The organism is Acidaminobacter sp. (genome assembly GCF_030247605.1).
In the GTDB taxonomy this organism is placed as follows: domain Bacteria; phylum Bacillota; class Clostridia; order Peptostreptococcales; family Acidaminobacteraceae; genus Acidaminobacter.
Map to the genome: position 1 here is coordinate 12,556 of NZ_JAOTSB010000009.1, position 17,251 is coordinate 29,806.

Consider the following 17,251-nt stretch of genomic DNA (forward strand, 5'->3'; position numbering starts at 1 on the left):
GCTGCTATGCCGCGAATGGGGGTATTTCCGCTGTCATCGGCCCCCCAGCGCTTTTTAACGGATTACTCGTGATGGGTACGCTTGTAACGGTCCAGCTCCTTGAGCTCCAGACTGACCTGGTTGCCCTGAAGGAGGCCGCCCACGCCCGTGACCTTATGGGCGCGCTTGCCCTGGCACACGTCGCAGTGGCAGACTTCCTGATAAGGCGACGGCTCGGTATAAGTCGTCACAACGCCCTCGTAGTTTCTGAGGACCACGCGCTCAGGCGACATGGAGATCAGATACTGCGGCATGACCGGAATCTTGCCGCCGCCACCCGGCGCGTCCACGACAAAAGTCGGCACCGCATACCCGGACGTATGGCCGCGAAGGCCTTCAATAATCTCAATCCCCTTCGACACCGGCGTACGGAAATGCTCGATGCCCACAGAAAGGTCGCACTGATAAATGTAATAAGGTCTCACGCGCATCTTGACCATGTTGTGGACCAGGTCTCTCATGACGTGAACGCAGTCGTTGACCCCGCGAAGGAGCACGGACTGGTTGCCCAGCGGCACGCCGGCGTCCGCCAGCTTGCGGCAGGCTTCCTTCGACTCCGGTGTCACCTCTTTGGAGTGGTTGAAGTGCGTGTTCAGCCAGATTGGGTGATACTTCTTCAGCATATTGACCAGATCGTCCGTGATCCGCTGCGGCATAACCACAGGTACGCGGGAACCGATCCGGATAATTTCAACGTGAGGGATCTCTCTGAGCTTCTTGATGATGTATTCCAGCGTCTCGTCCGACACGAGCAGCGCGTCGCCCCCGGAAAGGAGCACGTCGCGGATCACCGGCGTGTTTCTGATGTATTCAATGGCTTTATTGATATTGTCCATAGGCGACTGCTGGTCCTGGGACCCCGCGAAACGGCGGCGCGTACAGTGACGGCAGTACATGGAGCACATATCCGTGATCAGGAACAGCACGCGATCCGGGTAACGGTGCGTCAGCCCCGGCGCTGGAGAGTCCGCGTCCTCGTGAAGCGGGTCGTCCATGTCCGCGGCGCTTTTGTGGGTCTCGTGAATGGTCGGTACCGCCTGCATGCGCACCGGACAGCCAGGATCGTTCTTGTCCATGAGCGACGCGTAGTAAGGCGTGATCCCCATTCGCAGGATCTCCAGGGACTTCGTGATCCCCTCTTCCTCTTCCTGCGTCAGGTTGATGACCTTCTTCAGGTCCTCCAGCGTCGTGATCCGGTTGCGGACCTGCCAATGCCAGTCGTTCCATTGCGCCTCGGTGACGTCTTTCCAGAGCTCGATCTCGTTGTAATACTTCACTTGGAATGGCCTCCTTCTGATGGGTGGGGATCGTGTAAGTGTTGGTAATGCTTAATGATTTTGATTAGGTGTGTTTTCATTGTGATAGAGCCCGCCTTTGGCGGTTTCACCACAGACAGCTCCAAATGACTATAGGGGTCGCCGATGGTCACTCAAGCCCACTTAGACCCCAAAGGTAAATGCTGTTGTATGAACATAGTTATGGTTCAAATGAGCTCGGGAAAGCTTCTGTAAGATCGCTCGCGGCGCTTGGGTGGAGCGCTTCGAGCTGCGACTTCGCGGATTCCGCTTATGTATGCTTCGGAGGTGGCCTGGCAGGGTGGCAGGTGGTACATTTATGCCAAACGCGGTTACAGCCTGACGGGTGCTGCTTGCTTCGGTGTTCTCGGTTGTCACTATTATGCTGCAGCAGATTAAGACGTGCTGCTTCGGGTAAAGCACGGCAGGGTCGGGTTGGGTTTTTCGCCTACACGTACATTCCCTGCTGCTGCATAATAGTTACACATTTTGCCTAGATTACAATTTGAAGCAGTTGCAACATGTAAGCGATTTGCTGGCAAATCGCTTACCATCGCCAATGCTTTCAGCTTTGCTGAAAGCGTTGGCTCACGGTCGGGTTGGGTTTTTCGCCTACACGTACATTCCCTGCTGCTGCATAATAGTTACACATTTTGCCTAGATTACAATTTGAAGCAGTTGCAACATGTAAGCGATTTGCTTAATCTCGCCATCCAGCAGGCGACCTCCGTCCTAAACAACCATGGAGGGCAATCGGCGCTCCGCGCTGATTGCCTTCCGCTTGATTCAGTTGAAGGAAAACGGCGCGCAGCGCCATTTTCCTTCCTTGCATCCCACATCCGCATTCCCAAGTCTCTGATTTGACAAAATTACATTTGAAATAATTGCGTCGGCCGCCGACAACTTCCGAACCGTACCTGGTACATTTTTCGGAACAGCGACGTTAAACAAACTTGATAAGATTGAAATTACTAGCTTTCAGCAAAAATAACTTCATTAACTTCAAAAACGGTGACAGGTACGGGAAAGAAGAAGGTGTAAGTTACGCTTAAGGTACGAAAAAGCACCATTTTCCTTCCTTGTCCTTCCTTCACCTCACGAGACACACACCACTGTAATAGATTCGCTGCGCTGTCTGCTCCGCAAATCTATTACCAGTATGCTTAATATTTTCTGCCTCCGCAGAAAATATTAAGCATACAGCTCTGTGTAAATTTCACGTAGCACTTCGCTCTCCCTCATGCAGTTGAGCGCGCACTCCGCATGGCCCTTGGTGTAGCCGTTGCCGATGATCATCGTCGTATCCATGCCCACACCCTCAGCGCCAAGTGCGGCTGCCGTGAAGCTGGTCGCCATGGAGAAGAAGTAGATCACGCCAGTGTCTTTTGTCGCCAGGATGCTGGACATCTCTGTGCCAGTAATGTTGACGCAGTTGATGGTAACGTCGCACATTTCGCCGTTAGTGGCTTCGCGGACTTTTTCGAGGATCTCAACTGGTTTGGTTGCGTCGCCGGTGATGAGAACATCGGCAAGGCCTGCGCGCTTCACGCGCTCCATGGACTTCTCGCTGCGGCCGTAGCAAATGACTTTGCCGGTTGGGCCCGCTTTTTTCTTCGCTTCGTAGAGGCACAGCATGCCGGACTTGCCAGCGCCGCCCAGAACGAGGACCGTGTCGCCTTCTTTGACGAGCTTCGCAGTTTGCGCAGGCGCGCCAGCGACGTCGAGGACAGAAAGGGCAAGGTTTTGCGGCATATCTTCCGGAAGCTTCGCGTAGATGCCGCTCTCGAAGAGGATCGCCTGACCATCGATGTCCACCTGGTCAATGTCCTTGCGGATTTCCTTGATCTTGTTGATCTTCAGCGGAGTAAGGGAAAGGGATACCAGCGTCGCCAGCTTGTCGCCGACCTTCAGGTCGATCTTGCCCGCAAGGGCAGGGCCAATTTCCTTGACCGTGCCAATCAGCATGCCGCCGCTGCCGGTGACCGGGTTGTGGTGCTTGCCGCGCGCCGCGACAATGCCCGTCATGATTTCTTCAATTTTCGCAAGGTCGCCGCCCGCCTGCTCCTTGATCTGCGTAAAGCTGGCAGAGTCAATGTTGAGGGTCTGAACGTCGATCAAAATCTCATTGTCGTAGATCTCCATGGTGTTATCGATTTTGAGTGCCGGCTGCGGCAGTGTGCCGACCGGTTCGAGGACTCTGTGTGTACCAAATTTGCAACCTGTTTTCATTTTATGTACCCCCGCTAATGGAATTAGGTGCGAACACCTGGTTTGTGTATGTCGGGGTTCTATATTGCAATTGGTATGCCAAAAAAATAACGAAATCCCGGATCTAGGACTCGGGATTCCCTTCAAAGCTCTAATTTTCAACGTTTCTACCACTCAAAATTTCTTTTCCACTTTTGAAAAACTCTTCTGCCGATGGTCACCCCACCCAGCAAACCACCACATTTTACCTATTTCACGCTTCCAGCCGCCGAATTTTCGGCACTTTCGCTTTCCCTCATCTTTTTCAGCTTTGACTGCAGGGTCTGACGGGGCATTTCCAGCAGCTCCGCGGCACGGGTGATGTTGCCCCCCGTCACTGTCATAGCCTCCTCGATGTACTCCGCTTCGAGGTTGGCGAGGGCTGTGACCATCGGCAATCTGGTATTGGTCTCTGAGGTTGTGCTTCTGTGGCGCTCCCGGGCAGCGCGCTGAAGGGACTGGGGCAGGTCGTCCAGGGTGATTTCGCGGCCTTCCATCATGCCCATGGCCCCCTCGATGACGTGCTCGAGCTCCCGGACGTTGCCGGGCCAGTCGTAGCGCATGAGGGCGGAAAAGGCGGCTTCGTCGAGGCCCATGACGTTGAGGTAGAGCCGGTCGTTGAATTTTCTGATGAAGTGCTCGACGAGAAGGGGGATGTCATCCCGGCGGTCGACGAGCTTCGGAAGGTGCAGGGTGATGGTGTTGAGGCGGTAATAGAGGTCGCTGCGGAGCATGCCGAGCTGGACAGCTTCCAGTGGCTCAATGTTGGTGGCGGTCAGGAGCTTGACGTCCACGTGGCGGGTGCGGGTATCGCCCACGCGGCGGAAGGTGCCGTCCTGGAGGACCCGCAGGAGCTTACCCTGGAGCTCCAGAGGCATGGAGTTGATTTCGTCCAGGAAGAGCGTGCCGCCATCCGCAGTCTCGAACAGGCCGGGGCGGTCGGTGGAGCCGGTGAAGCCGCCCTTGGTGGTTCCAAAGAGGATGCCTTCCAGGAGGGAGGCCGGCAGCGCAGCGCAGTTTTGGGCAATGAACGGCCGTTTCTTCCTGCCGCCGGCGTTGTGAATGGCCTGGACAAAGAGCTCCTTGCCGGTGCCGGTGTCGCCCCAGATCATGACGGGAGAATCGATGCGGGCGGCCCTCATGGCCATGGACTTGGCGGTGAGCATGCGGGCGTTGCGGGTGATGATGTCGTCAAAGGTGAAGTGGGCGTCGTCCGAGGCGGTGGTGTCTTTAGACCCGTACATTTTGTTCTGGAGGGTGACGACCTTTTCGCTGAGGGCCATGACGGCGGACACGTCGTGGGAGATCTCCATGGCGCCCACCAGGTGGCCGTTCTTGCGGACGGGCAGGGTGGTGTTGACGGTGGCGACCTTCTTACCCTTGTAGGTGGTGAAGGTCTGCTCGTGGTTGTAGATGGGGATGCCGGTCCTCAGGACTTTGTAAAGGGTGCTGTTCTCCTCGTCCAGCGAGGGATAGATTTCGAAGAGATGCTTGCCCAGGGAATTTTCAATGTTAATATCGTCAAGCATGGCCGCCAGCCTGTTGCAGAAGACTAGGCGCCCCTCAATGTCAATGATCTGAATACCGTCCGACACATGATCCAGGATGATGCTGAGGTTTTTTTCGTCGATCAGGCTGAACATGACGCGCTCCTTTCGGTGGTGGGGATCGTAACTGCAAAGACCCTGCCGATGGTCACCGGAAAGTCTTTTTGGCGGTTTGGGGGAGATGGCCGCTTCGCGGATGGAAGGCTGCCGAAATTCCGGCGCAGAGCCGCCGGAATTTCGGCAGCCCTCTCTTTGTAGTGTAGCACAACTTAAAGGATTTCGCCTAGTGAAATTGTTTCTGAATTTTTATTGGTGACGCGGACAACTTTCAACTGAGTGACTGTCACCAAACTTGAAACGGGGCCAGAGCTTTGTAATATACTTGTAATAATCAGCGGCTGAGAACCCATCATTCAATGGCTCCAGCCTGCCCCCAACGCTGAATTCATGCAAAACCCACCGGATTGTGGGTATATATAAAGTGTACTTAATGTGTAAATTGCGAGTAACTCCGGCCGCACCCGTCTTGATTCCCAATTTTAGTCCTTGTCACAAGCTATATCGTCATTTAAAGACCCAAGGAGGTCATTCAAATGTCACAACCTATAAGTAAATTTGAATACTGGACACCACGACTGCTCTCCCTCGCTTTTGTCGCATTTCTTATGCTGTTCTCACTGGACGTCATCACTCCGGAAGCGACGCTTAAAGAGATTCTTATTGGGCTATTTATGCACAACATACCTGCATTGATCCTGCTTGGGCTTACCATCGTCGCCTGGAGACACGAGCTGGTCGGGGCGGTCGTCTTTGTCCTGGCAGGTTTGGTTTACATTGGCTTTACCATCTATAACGGCGTTCCATTTCCAATGAATTTGACTTGGAGTCTGACGCTGGCGGGTCCTGCCTTTCTGATTGGGTTCCTCTATTACAGGAACTGGAGGGAGAAGCACCATCCGGTCAGCAGGTAATCGCATTGACTAAATACGAATACTGTTGCGCAAAATATAAGGTTGACCTAGTTATAACCTCATTGTGCTTGCCTGTGTTCATCACCTGGACTTATCACCCATTCGAAATTTTACACCTGCCATTTCAATCCTTGCAGCAAGGAGGGTTCCACTTTGAACATAGACTTTGATAACGCCTTTCCAATTGGGTATCACGAGTTTCATAAAGATCCAACCTATAACTTTCAACTTAACCGATGGCATTCATTAGGTTTGATGCGATATGAAGATCTTAAAAGCATTGGTACTGGTATCATAACTTTTGAGGATTGGAAAAAAGAAATGGTGAAGCTGGCTGAAAAGGCCATCAGTGAAAATCGTCTGCTAAATGCAGCTTTTTATTATCGTGCCGCTGAATTTTACACAATGAAAGGAGATCATCCCGAAAAGGAATTTTATTATGATAAATTTTCCGAATTATTCTATCAAACAATAGATTTGGATCTGGTTGAGCGTACGTTTATTCCATATTTAAGCTATGCAGACCTTCCCTCACTGAGAATCAGGGCAAAATCTGATTACAAAGGCACGATCCTCCTTCATGGAGGATTTGACTCGTTTATCGAAGAATGGTATTTGATCATGGAATATCTAAGCTCGAATGGTTTTGATGTTATTGGATTTGAGGGCCCCGGTCAGGGACATATGCTATTAAAGCAGGGGGTGCCTCTTGATTATGAATGGGAGAAGCCTGTAAAAGCGGTTTTGGATTACTACGACCTAAAGGAAGCAACTTTATTTGGACTCTCCATGGGTGGATGGTTTTGTTTAAGAGCTGCAGCCTATGAGCCAAGAATCAAAAATGTGATCGCAACTGGTCATGCTGTAGATTATTCTAGAATCCCTCCAGCTTTCGCCAGATGGCTTATGATGTTTTTTATCAAGTATTTCCGCGCCTATACAGGCAGATCATTTGAAAAAATGGGCGCGCGAGGCGGCATTAAAGGCTGGCAAGTCAACAATCTCGCCCACATAACAAAAATGGAGCCATTGGAGGCGTTTGAGTATTCCCTGAATTTGAATGAAGAGAATTTAAGTTGTGAGAACATTAAGCAAAACGTCCTTTATCTCACAGGGCGAAATGATCATTTTATTCCTTTCAAAATGCACAAGATCCAGCTCAGGCTGTTCACAAATGTCAAATCATTGAAGGACCGTGTTTATGAACAAGAAGACTTTGCCAATCACCACTGTCAAATTGGAAACATCAAGCTGATGCTGGATGATATTGTTGCTTGGCTCAAGACATTAGAGTCAAGTCAGTAATTACAATTGTGCCATCCTCATTGTCTTCTATTCTCAGTCACATACAAAATGAGATGGCAACTCCACTTTGCTTGGAGCCCCCCGAACGTGCACCTCGCTTCGCCTTTCAGCGCAAGTCACACCTCACGCTAACAAACGTGCACCTCGCTCCGCCTCAAACCACGCTGCGCGTGGTTAAAGGCTGCGCGAGGTCGCGGGCTGCGCCCTATATAAATCGAAGAAGAACTGCCACTACGTGAGCAAGCTCCCGTCGAGGCAGTTCTTCTTCGATTTATGCACTTCTGTTAGCCTTCACACACCTTAATCCTCAAATGATTCCGCGTCTTCGACAAGCCCTTAACCTCAATATCATAGCTGATCTCAATGTGTCCTGCGCCACGTTCGTCTATTGCTGAAGCCAGAGTGATGGTCTTCATTTCCACATCAAAGACGCCATAGGGTGTTTCGTAGATGGACTCCCTGATTTCACCGGCAATGAAGACAAGCTCGACAACATTGACGCCGAAGCGGTGCATGGTGACCGTGTCATCTTTGATTTTCAGGGTCGTCTTGCCGCCTTCCATGCCGGACAATTCTGATTCAGTGTATATATAGTAGTGGGTCTCATCTTTGAGATAGTACTTCCCCGATGTAGCGAATTCAATGCGCTGGGTGTCATCACCATCGGACTCAATTTCTGTTGTCAGCTGAAGAAACACTTCAGTCCCTTTTGTCGTCATCAGACCACCTGTGCACCTTTCTTCAACACTGCCTACTCGTTGCGTTTTTCCTTCCAGTTCATGACCAGATCCATAATCAGCTGCACGTGTTGCTCTGCGGCTTCCTTTGCAGCGTTCACATCACTTGAGCGAATAGCATCATAAATTTTCTGGTGCCATTTCTGAATCTCCGGATAATTGTCAAACTCAGTAAAATAAGTCAAACGGAAACGCTGGAACTGATCGTGGAGGTCCTTGACAATCTCGATCAGTTTATTGTTCTTTGTGGCATCAAAAATCTTGTCATGGAACATGTTGTCCAGGTCAATCATGGCTTGGCGGTCATGACGGCTGACGGCATCATTGAACGCTTCCAGCGTTTCGCGCAAGCTCATCAGCTCTTCTTCTGACATGCGCTGTGCCGCCAGGGAGGACGCGAAGCCTTCCAGCAAAATTCTGATTTCGAGAACATCAATGATGTCTTTAGCGGTCAAATCTGCTACATAAGCGCCTTTTCGGGGGATCATTTCGACAAAGCTCTCTTTTTCGAGCTTTCTGATCGCCTCACGCACAGGGGTGCGGCTGACGCCAAGCTGCTCAGCAAGCGCAATTTCCATGAGGCGCTCGCCCGGCTTGAGGGTTCCGTTCAATATTGACTCCCTGAGATATTCGAAGACAACTTCCCCTAGAGGTTTATAGTTTCTTATTTCCAACGTCCCTAATTTCGAATTGTTCAACGCTCCAACCTCCTAAAATATGAAATATCTTTCCAGCTTATTTTCTAAATATGTACGGTTTATGCCTATAGTGCCCTATTTGTCGTTCGTGCAAGGTAGACCTGCGCATAGGTCTTCTTAAGATTTTTGCAGGCCTTCATGGCGCGATCATACTGTCTGAAAAAGCCAAAGACAGTCGGGCCGCTGCCGCTCATCATTGCGCCGTCTGAACCGTATTGAATCAGCTGATTGCGGATTTTTCCCACAATGGGATGCATCTGCGTCGTGACGGGCTCTAGGACGTTGACCATATGCTCTGCGACATAGCGCATCTGATCCGTTCGAATAGCCTGAATCAGCGCCGGCGTATCCGGCCTCTCCTCAATTACAGTCTGATCATAGCGCTGGTACACCGCAGGGGTGGAAACGCCTATATTGGGTTTAGCCAGCACCACCCAGTGGGAGCCAAAGCCTGCAAGGGGCTCAAGCTTCTCGCCAATGCCCCTCGCTACTGCGCAGCCGCCTGTAATGCAGAACGGAACGTCCGCGCCAAGAGACAGCCCAATGCGCTGCTGGGTCTCCAGATCCAGATTGAGATCATAGAGGCGGTTCAATCCCCGGATCACAGCCGCGGCATCTGCGCTGCCACCGGCCAGGCCGGCTGCCACGGGGATTCGCTTGACTATTGTGATCCTGACGCCCTTATCGAGTCCAGTTTCCTTCAACACCAGGTCTGCTGCACGCCAAGCCAGGTTGGAGGCGTCCAGCGGCAGATAGTCCACATCACAATGCAATTCAATGCCTGACTCGAGGGGCTCGAGGATGATATCATCTGCAAGATCAATTTCCTGCAGAATCATTTCAACTTCGTGGTAGCCATTTTCGAGTACACCCAGAACGTCTAAGGACAAATTGACCTTAGCGTTAGCAAATTCTATGATTCTATTGTGCTCCATGGCGTCACCCCAAACTGAAAATCCAGATTGTGCAAAATTTATACATTATACAAAATACATTAAAAGTATTATACATAAAAATCATGCAAGATACTAGTGTCATCTTGCACAAGAATCAGAACAATTTATTCTTTTTTAAGCAGATTCTTTTGTAAAGACCTACTCAGTGAAACAGGGAAAGCTGCGATTATACGTAAAAACGCCCCCTCAGCCGCATCGTTGGCGGCCGGAGAGGCGTTGTCCTTGTGTTTGTCCTGATCTCTTTAGCTTTTTATTTTTATCTCATTATTGCCTGATCTCATTATTTCCTTGTCCCTCTAATGCTTCTTCCAATCTCCTATCCTATTCTTCCTTATCCTTATCATTATCCTTCACTTCGTCCCTCTTTTCCTTCTCCCTCTGCCTCTCCCTCTGCCTCTCCTTAAACCCAGACTCTGCCTTATTGTACCCCAGCCGCACCAACGCCGGCAGTGACACGCCCAGTAGGAATCCCAGCAAAATCTTGAGGCTCAGCGACTGCACACCGACAGTCCGCAGCCACCAGTCGACAATAACGAGCACCAGCGGGTGAGCCAGATAAACATCAAAGGTGACGCCAGACAGACGCCTCACCCAGTCGCTCTGCTTCTCGTCAATGTTGACCAGCTTGAACCAGGAAAGGAGCAGGATGACTATGGAGAGCGCGTACAGCTCCCAGGCGAACGGCAGGGAAAGCATGCTGATTGGGGTGATCGCTCCAAAGCCGGCCAGGCGGGAAACCAGATAATCTGCGAAGGCAACCGCGCCCACAATGCCAAACGCCGTCAGCAGCGTCGCTTTGGGCGGCCGCTCATAAACCACTATGCCCGCGTAGAAAAACGGGAGATAACTCATAAAAAAGCGGTCGCTCAGCGGCACATATTGCTTCAGCCACAGGGCGTAAACCAGGTAGAGAATGGTCACAACCACAAGATCCACGCCAAGTTTGGAAAAGCGTCTCCTGAAAACCAGCAGCAGCGGAAACACCAGGTAGAGCTGGATCAGGATGACCATGAAATAGAGATGGTAGAAGGCCCCGCCGGTCAGCACCAGCTTCAGCATACCCGAGGCGCCATAGCAAATGCCCATGAAGCGCTGCTGCAGAATCAGATAAATCAGGGACCAGATCAGGTAGGGAAGGACCACCGTTTCAAGGCGGCGGCCCCAAAAGCGGAGGAGGCCTGCCACGCGGTCATCACTGCGAAATCGTGCCGCCAGACCAAAGCCGCTGGCGAAGATGAAGGCAGGCACCGCAAACTGGCTGAAGCTGTTGACGCCCACCGTCAGCCGCTGCAGCAGCGAGCCCGGCAGGTAACCCGTGACCCCGGAAGCCGTGACATGTATGACCACCACGAGTACGCAGGCCACTATTTTCAGCAGATCAAGGGCGAGAGAGCGATCCCGTTCTCCGGGGGCCGTCTTTTTCACCACATGCAGCACGCTCATTAATCCAGCTCCTCAATTATGGAATCTGCCCAGAACATTGAGCCAGAATCCTCACAGATTTGGTCGACGACCCTGCGGGCGTCCTCTCCGAAGCTGTAGAAACCAATGCCATAGGGTGATGGCCCGCCGAAGCCCGGGTTCAGCTCGACTCCGGTGAAATAAAGACCATCGGCAGAAGTTTTTCCTGCCTCGTGGATCAGCTGTCCGTCCTGGGCGAAAACCGGGACGTCAATCCAGCGGTAGTTCGGGCGAAAGCCAGTAGCCCAGATGACGCTGGTGATCCCGGTCTGCGTCAGCTCAAGGCGCTCAGTCTCCTGAAGAGTGCCCCAGATCAGCCGCGGCAGCTTCAGGTCAAGATTGGACTTAGGCTTTCCAAGCCCCGCTTTTCCAATGTGGGACTCAATCTCATCCATAAAGCGCTGAAGGTACGTCTCGGCGTCCTTCAGGGTTTCGATCAGGTTTGGTCGGACGATCAGGGCGCCGCCCTCAAAGCCGCTGAGACGGCCGACCAGCGTCACGCCCTCCTGCTGACAGGTAGCGAGGTTTTGGCGGAGCTTCTCCACAATTTCGAGGCGCTCCAGGTCATCCGGTGCATATTCCACACCCCGGTCCAGCTTCGCGAAGCCGGAGAGGCGGTTGAGCCAGTATACGCCGTTGATGTTGTCATAGGCATCCGGGATGGGCCGCTGAGTACCAAGGGACAGCCACACGTCCCGGCCTTCCCGGCGCAGCTCCAGGGCAATCTGAATGCCCGAGCGGCCGCCGCCCACCACGAGGACGCTGCCTGGCGCCAGTTGGCCGGGGTTCTTATAGGTCACCGAGTGCAGCTGCTGTACTTCTTTCGGGATTGCCTGCGAGGCCGCCGGAATGAACGGCTGATTATACTGGCCGGTCGCTGCCACGACATCATGGGCTCTGAAAATACCTGCCGAGGTTTCGATGAGATATCTCAGCGGACGGTCGTAAGGCGCCACCGGGATGGCATCGATCTCCTCCTGGGTGAGCTGCCTGAGGCGCGTCGCCTCCACGCCCTCCATGACCTTTGGCTTGAAATGTTCGACCCAGTCCGTGAGGTGCTGGTTGATCTCCTCCAGGGTCATGAACCGGTTGTCGCTGGGCGCCATGTCTTCCATGCCCGGAAGGCGGGTCATCCAGTTCGGCGTGACCAGCGTAAAGGAGTCCCAGCGCTCGTGGCGCCAGGTCCTCAGGAGAGTACCGCGTTCAATGACGCAGTAGTCCATTCCCATCTGATCCAGGTAATAGGCCGCGCTGAGGCCGCTTGGCCCGCCGCCGATCACCAGCACGTCATAATCATTAATTCTATTTTCAAGATCGTCCGTCTTATTTATAGTCATGGGCAATTCCTCCTGCTTCTGTCCGTTTCATCACAAACGTCATTTCTCTATTATATCCAAAAAAGACGCGCTTAAAAGGGGAAGTTCGCCGCGGCTTCGAATTGGCGGTAAAAGCCGGGAAAAGCACGCGATTTGTTCATCTGGCGCCGTCGCTGCCTTCCGGGGACAAAAAAGCGGGCCGGAGATCTCAACCTGATCCCCGGCCCACTATTAAGTACATTTCACCTGTCATTATACAGCTAAAACCCTAAGACTTCTGCCGATGGTCATCCAACCCACGCCCCACCGCCCAGCTCTTCAGCTTTTCTTTCTCTAAAATGTAGCCCTTGAATCCGTCTACACGTTCCCAATCGTCGCGACCATGATCGCCTTGATGGTGTGCATGCGGTTCTCTGCCTCGTCGAAAACCACGGAATGACGGCTTCTGAAGACCTCATCCGTGACTTCCATGGCGGTGATGCCAAATTTCTCAAAAACTTCTTTACCAACCTGCGTTTCCAGGTCGTGGTACGCCGGCAGACAGTGCATAAAGATCATATCCGGATTCTCCGTGCGATTAATGAGATCCATATTGACCTGATATTTCGACAGCTGCGCAATGCGCTCCTCGAAGAGATGCTCCTCGCCCATGGATACCCAGACGTCCGTGTAGATGACGTCCGCGCCCTTGACGCAGTCCGGATCCTCGGAGAACTCGAGGACCGCGCGCGTCTCCTTCGCGACCTCCTGCATCTCTGCCACGAGGTCCTCCGCCGGCCAAAGCTCCTTAGGTGCGAAGGCGACAAAATGCATCCCCATCTTGGCCGCGCCAATCATCAACGAGTTGCACATGTTGTTGCGGGCATCGCCGGCATAGACAAATTTCACTTTGTTCAGCGGCTTGTCCACGTGCTCCATAATGGTCAGGAAATCCGCCAAAATCTGCGTTGGGTGGTACATGTCCGTGAGGCCGTTCCAAACAGGAACGCCGGCGTGCTGGGCAAGGGCTTCCACAGTGGACTGCTCATAGCCCCTGAACTCAATGCCGTCATAGAAACGGCCCAGGACCTTGGCGGTGTCTTCAATGGATTCTTTTTTGCCCATCTGGCTGTTGGTGAGGAAGGTCACGTGAGCGCCCTCGTCATAAGCAGCGACTTCAAAAGCGCAGCGCGTGCGCGTGGAGGTCTTTTCGAAAAGCAGGACAATGTTTTTGCCGACCAGAAGATTCGACCGGACGCCAGCCCTCTTTTTGCATTTGAGATCTCTGGATAAATCGAGCAAATAACGGATTTCCTGCGGAGTGAAGTGTTTCAGTGTGAGAAAGTGCCTACCTTTGAGACTGACTGGCATGGATAAACCCCCTTATACATTCTGCTGGCCCGGGGGACAAGTCTAAAGTCCTACAGTCTCCATCCTGCCGATGGTCGCCTCCAGTCCCACTTCGCCGCTCCTGCGCCAAACCTTGATTTTCACAATTCTGAATTTCATTTTCTCACATTTGCGCCAGAAATCAATACTTTTTTGATTATTTATGCTTATTTTTTTGAATTTATTCAGTCCAGTGGCCTCAGAAGCGACTTGGGAAGGGATGTCGCCCTTTGAAGTCACCATCGGCAAAAAGCACTTATCTTTTGAACGGCGTGACTTACAGCGGGTCCCGGATCAGCGGCATGGACATGCACCGCGGTCCGCCCCGTCCCCGGGACAGCTCGCTGGACGGCATGACGTGAAGCCGGATGCCTTGCTCCTCAAGGAGATGGTTGGTGATGTGGTTCCTGGCGTACACGATCACCTCGCCCGGCGCTATAGCCAACGTGTTGGACCCGTCATTCCACTGCTCCCTGCCCGCGTCAATGCCGCGCTTGCCGCCGCAGCGGATCAGGGAGACGTGTTCGAGATCCAGATACTTTTCCAGGATGCGCTTCAGATCCATGGTCTCCTTTTCAATCCGGAGGTCGCGGCTCTTCCCTGCGGGCCGCTGGATGGAATAGACCGTCAGCGGGCCCTCGATTTCCGGGTGAATGGTAAAGGTCGCGTGATCCACCATGGTGAACACCGTGTCCAGGTGCATGTAAGCCCTTGATTTTGGAATGTCGAAGGCCAGGATGACCTCGAAGCTCTGGCCGTCGTCAAACAGCCGCCGGGCAAAGAGGTCAATGGCGGAAGCGTCCGTCCTCTGTGAAATTCCAATGGCTATGACCTTGTCCGTCAGCACCAGAATGTCCCCGCCCTCGATGCAGTAAGGCTCCCGGCGGTCGTACCACAGCTTGATTCCGGCGTCTTTAAAGTCGGGATGATGCCGGAAGATGTATTTGCTGAAGAGGGTTTCCCTCTGACGGGTGACCGTCCGCATGTGATGGAGGGAAATGCCCGTGCCCACCGCCGCGAAGGGATCCCGCGTAAAGTAGAGGTTCGGCATGGGATCGATCAGGAAGGGATAGTCGCTGTCCAGAAAGTCGGTCAGCGTTTTAGGGTTCGCAATATAGACCTCTTCCTTGCGAATCCCCGCCATCATTTTGTCGATGAGGGCCCGGGTATCTTTGAAGGACCGGAAGTACTCCCGAACGGCCTCTTGCTTCATATCCCCCTGAAGTCCCGCTTCCTCGATGAACTCCTCCATAAAGAGCTCCCGTATTTCCTCCGTTTGAATGCTCTGGGCCGCCAAATCCTCAAGGTAGACCACCTCTATGTCATTGCCCCTGAAGATTTCAGCGAAAGCGTCATGTTCCTGCCTTGCCACATCCAGATAGGGGATGTCGTCAAAGAGCAGCCTGTCCATGAGCTCAGGCGTAATGTTCTCAATTTCGCTGCCGGGTCTGTGCAGCAGCACCCGCTTAAGTTTTCCGATTTCCGAGTAAACGTTGATTGCCGGTGTGATCAACATGGGCTCCACCTCTCCAATACACATCTATAGTTGTGGTAATTGGCTTTAATTGGCAATTTATTCATCCGTTTCTCCTTTGATTTTAGTATACCACTCCAGAAATATTTTATTCAAGTTTAGTAATTTTAAGGTTTACGAGATAATAAAAATTTTTTTGAATAATTTAACTGACTGTGGATATTCATCGAGTGTATAAATTGTTATTTTATGGTATTCGTTGGCGTCACCGTTTGCTATGACTTGTCTCTGAACTTTATGAACAAATTGCAGGCAGTGAAAATCTGTATAATCATTAAAAAAAGATCATAAAGATTTTTCTGAATTTTTGCATATTTTTATAGTTGGCCCGGAGGCTCAGCCAGAAGGTGTTTTGTGCTGTGGCGGGCGCGTCTTTTTTAGGTTTCCCTCAAGACCTATAATTCTCTGCCGATGGTCACATTTCTTTCAGTTAACATAACGCCGAATTTCCTCCGCTTCCGGGCGTTATGCATATTGATTAATCACAAGTAATTTTTAAGCGATATTTACCCCATTTTGGGGTACTTTAAGGCGATTTGACTACAGATTGACAGGTTCAGCTTGGATCGAGTATGATGGTAGCACAAAGTCAACCGGCAACGATTTGGATTCCGTACGGTCCTATTAGTGGGTCACAGCCCGGATCCTACATGCTTGAAAGGAGATTTTTTATGACAGCACTCAAAGAAAAACGCATTTCCATAGTTGGTGTCCCTATGAACCTGGGCGCGGACCGCTTAGGCGTCGACCTCGGCCCTGTCGCGATCCGTTATGCGGGCGTCAAAGGCCGACTTGAGCGACTTGGCTACGATTTCGAGGACCGCGGCGACATCCAGGTGGTCCGTCCTGAAAACGCGAGAGATGCTAAGAGCAATCTGAAATACCTGGACGAAGTCGTCCGCGTCAATACAGAGCTTTGCAACTCGGTTGCGGACATTATGTCTGAAGGGAGATTTCCGCTGGTTCTGGGCGGTGACCATAGCATCGCCATCGGCACCATTGCAGGTGTCCTGCAGCACAAGAAGAACCTCGGCGTGATCTGGTTCGACGCCCATGGCGACATCAATACGGCGGAGACTTCGCCTTCCGGCAACATTCACGGGATGCCGGTGGCGGTGGCGCTGGGCCTTGGCCACGAGCGCCTCATAGGGATAGGCGGCGCTGAGAACAAGCTGAATCCAAAGAATATCGTCCTGATTGGCTCCCGCGACCTCGACTCTGGCGAACGCAAGCTGCTCAAGGAGCTGGGCGTCACGGTCTTCACCATGCACGAGGTTGACCTCATTGGTATGCCAAAGGTCATGGAAGAAGCGATCCGCGTCGCATCAGACGGCACTGACGGCGTTCACGTCAGCTTCGATATGGACGCTATGGATCCGTTCTACGCCACAGGCACCGGTACCCGCGTCGCCGGCGGCCTCTCTTACCGCGAGTCACACCTCGCCCTCGAGCTGATCGCCCAGGCAGGCATCATGACCAGCGCTGAGTTCGTCGAGGTCAACCCGCTGATCGACAACAAGAATGAAACCGCAGAAACCGCTGTCGCCTTGATGGATTCCCTTCTTGGAGGATGGCTGCTGTAAGAAAATGATTTAAAGATTTAGTGAATAAAAAGGAGAAAACCGCCACGGCTGACGCTTGGCGGTTTTTTTTGTTGTAGTTTGAAGGAGGGTGACGCGGACAGCTTTTACTTTAGTGACGCGGACAAAAACGAAGTTGGGGACAATAGGCCACAAGCCGCGCGGACGGAAATATTTTTTGTACCAGAGCTTGAGAG

The 17,251-nt window shown here is 52.3% G+C and carries 13 protein-coding genes; 3 read left to right on the top strand and 10 right to left on the bottom strand.

Going from position 1 to position 17,251, the window contains the following annotated elements:
* Positions 1-62: 62 nt before the first annotated feature.
* From ablA to OEL90_RS06060, 3 genes are all read right to left on the bottom strand, one after another.
* Positions 63-1,316 (bottom strand): lysine 2,3-aminomutase, encoded by a 1,254-nt coding sequence (gene ablA, locus OEL90_RS06050; RefSeq protein ID WP_291400756.1) that lies wholly within the window; start codon positions 1,314-1,316, stop codon positions 63-65.
* 1,209 nt (positions 1,317-2,525) lie between these two features.
* Positions 2,526-3,563, bottom strand: a complete 1,038-nt coding sequence (locus tag OEL90_RS06055; protein WP_300687528.1) for an L-erythro-3,5-diaminohexanoate dehydrogenase — start codon at positions 3,561-3,563, stop codon at positions 2,526-2,528.
* Between the two features lie 227 nt (positions 3,564-3,790).
* On the bottom strand, positions 3,791-5,224 hold the full coding sequence (locus OEL90_RS06060; protein WP_300687530.1) for a sigma-54 interaction domain-containing protein: 1,434 nt from the start codon (positions 5,222-5,224) through the stop codon (positions 3,791-3,793).
* 497 nt (positions 5,225-5,721) lie between these two features.
* Between OEL90_RS06060 and OEL90_RS06065 the strand changes: the two genes are divergently transcribed.
* Positions 5,722-6,099, top strand: coding sequence for a DUF7670 domain-containing protein (locus tag OEL90_RS06065; protein WP_300687532.1), 378 nt, complete (start codon positions 5,722-5,724; stop codon positions 6,097-6,099).
* 153 nt (positions 6,100-6,252) lie between these two features.
* Positions 6,253-7,404 (top strand): alpha/beta fold hydrolase, encoded by a 1,152-nt coding sequence (locus tag OEL90_RS06070; protein WP_291400762.1) that lies wholly within the window; start codon positions 6,253-6,255, stop codon positions 7,402-7,404.
* Positions 7,405-7,688: 284 nt separating this feature from the next.
* On the opposite strand, the gene OEL90_RS06075 is transcribed toward OEL90_RS06070, so the two are convergent.
* From OEL90_RS06075 to arcA, 7 genes are all read right to left on the bottom strand, one after another.
* Positions 7,689-8,123, bottom strand: coding sequence for a DUF1934 domain-containing protein (locus OEL90_RS06075; protein ID WP_291400764.1), 435 nt, complete (start codon positions 8,121-8,123; stop codon positions 7,689-7,691).
* A gap of 32 nt (positions 8,124-8,155) precedes the next feature.
* Positions 8,156-8,839, bottom strand: coding sequence for a GntR family transcriptional regulator (locus tag OEL90_RS06080; protein WP_300687535.1), 684 nt, complete (start codon positions 8,837-8,839; stop codon positions 8,156-8,158).
* A 65-nt stretch (positions 8,840-8,904) separates the two neighbouring features.
* Positions 8,905-9,774: a 4-(cytidine 5'-diphospho)-2-C-methyl-D-erythritol kinase gene (gene ispE, locus OEL90_RS06085; protein ID WP_300687537.1), complete on the bottom strand. Its 870-nt coding sequence runs from the start codon at positions 9,772-9,774 to the stop codon at positions 8,905-8,907.
* 342 nt (positions 9,775-10,116) lie between these two features.
* A complete protein-coding gene (locus OEL90_RS06090; RefSeq protein WP_291400770.1) occupies positions 10,117-11,238 on the bottom strand; it encodes an acyltransferase in 1,122 nt (373 codons plus the stop codon).
* Positions 11,238-12,593 carry an FAD-dependent oxidoreductase gene (locus OEL90_RS06095; protein WP_300687539.1) on the bottom strand — a complete coding sequence of 452 codons (1,356 nt, stop codon included), beginning with the start codon at positions 12,591-12,593 and terminating at the stop codon, positions 11,238-11,240. The genes OEL90_RS06090 and OEL90_RS06095 overlap by 1 nt, the downstream gene beginning before the upstream one ends.
* A gap of 336 nt (positions 12,594-12,929) precedes the next feature.
* Positions 12,930-13,922: an ornithine carbamoyltransferase gene (gene argF / locus OEL90_RS06100; RefSeq protein ID WP_291400774.1), complete on the bottom strand. Its 993-nt coding sequence runs from the start codon at positions 13,920-13,922 to the stop codon at positions 12,930-12,932.
* Positions 13,923-14,217: 295 nt separating this feature from the next.
* Positions 14,218-15,456 carry an arginine deiminase gene (gene arcA / locus OEL90_RS06105; RefSeq protein ID WP_291400776.1) on the bottom strand — a complete coding sequence of 413 codons (1,239 nt, stop codon included), beginning with the start codon at positions 15,454-15,456 and terminating at the stop codon, positions 14,218-14,220.
* A 689-nt stretch (positions 15,457-16,145) separates the two neighbouring features.
* Between arcA and rocF the strand changes: the two genes are divergently transcribed.
* Positions 16,146-17,057: an arginase gene (gene rocF, locus OEL90_RS06110; RefSeq protein ID WP_291400778.1), complete on the top strand. Its 912-nt coding sequence runs from the start codon at positions 16,146-16,148 to the stop codon at positions 17,055-17,057.
* The last annotated feature ends 194 nt before the right edge of the window (positions 17,058-17,251 follow it).